The organism is Priestia sp. BR_2 (genome assembly GCF_041954005.1).
GTDB lineage: Bacteria > Bacillota > Bacilli > Paenibacillales > Paenibacillaceae > Paenibacillus_AQ > Paenibacillus_AQ lautus_A.
Map to the genome: position 1 here is coordinate 1 of NZ_JAVFHM010000292.1, position 1,043 is coordinate 1,043.

Below are 1,043 nucleotides of genomic sequence, written 5' to 3' on the forward strand. Positions count from 1 at the left end.
TGTTAATACGGTGGAAATGTTAGTAAGTCTAGTAGAAAATCAAGAAATTACGGAAAAAGACTTACCTGCTCATTTTCGAAAAAAAGATACAAGCTCTTTTATAACAGAAAAAACTAGTGATACAAACAGACTCTTAAAAAAGGTAAGAGAAGATATTTTATCTAGTGAAAAAGACACTATTTTGAAAGCGCTTGCTGATGTGAACGGTAATAAGGCTGCTGCCGCGAGAATTCTTGGGATTCAGCGTTCTACTCTTTACATAAAATTAAAAAAATACGGATTATAGTTCAAGTGTCTTTATAATCGGACATATATCAAACACTTATGTATTTAAAAATGGACACTTTAACTAAAAGAAGCGTTTGGAATTAAGCATTTATACTTGGCACGGTTCTTGCATTAATAATAGTGACGTTAATGTAAGGAGGGATTTTATGAAAGGGTATTCAAAATTTTGTATGCCTAACTCAGTCTTTTATGGTGAAAATTCTTTAGCTCAGCTTGGAGAGCAAGTGAGAGCTTATGGAAAGAAAGTACTTTTAATTAGTGATCGTGTTATGGAAAAAATAGGACATGTAAGAAGTTGCGAAAGAATACTAGAGGATTTAAATGTTTCTTATGCTGCATACTTAGATGTTAATACAGAGCCCACGGATTTACATGTTAATGAAGCATTAAACCTGTGTTTAAGAGAGCAATGCGATGTTATTATCGCAATAGGTGGAGGAAGCTGCATTGATGCTGCTAAAGCTGTAGCTGTAGTAGCAACCAATGGTGGTTATATTGGTGATTTTGCAGGCGGAAAGTCTCCAATTACAGAAGATCCTCTTCCGCTTATTGCAATTCCGACTACGGCTGGAACGGGTTCGGAAGTAACAAATGTTACCGTAATTACGAATACTAAGGAAGATATAAAAATGATGATTAAACATCAAGCATTTCTTCCGAAAGTAGCGATTGTAGATCCAATTTTCACAATTTCTACACCTCCACAAGTTACAGCAGCAACGGGAATTGATGCACTTTGTCATGCTGTTGAAGCT

Annotated in this window: 2 protein-coding genes; both read left to right on the forward strand. The window is 35.3% G+C overall.

Translation table 11 applies throughout. From position 1 onward, the window contains the following. Nucleotides 1-286, forward strand: a 286-nt coding sequence (locus RB298_RS23565; RefSeq protein ID WP_486048849.1) for a helix-turn-helix domain-containing protein, incomplete at its 5' end; no start/stop codon positions are given. Between the two features lie 148 nt (nt 287-434). Next, a partial coding sequence (locus tag RB298_RS23570; RefSeq protein WP_486048851.1) for an iron-containing alcohol dehydrogenase occupies nt 435-1,043 on the forward strand: 609 nt, incomplete at its 3' end.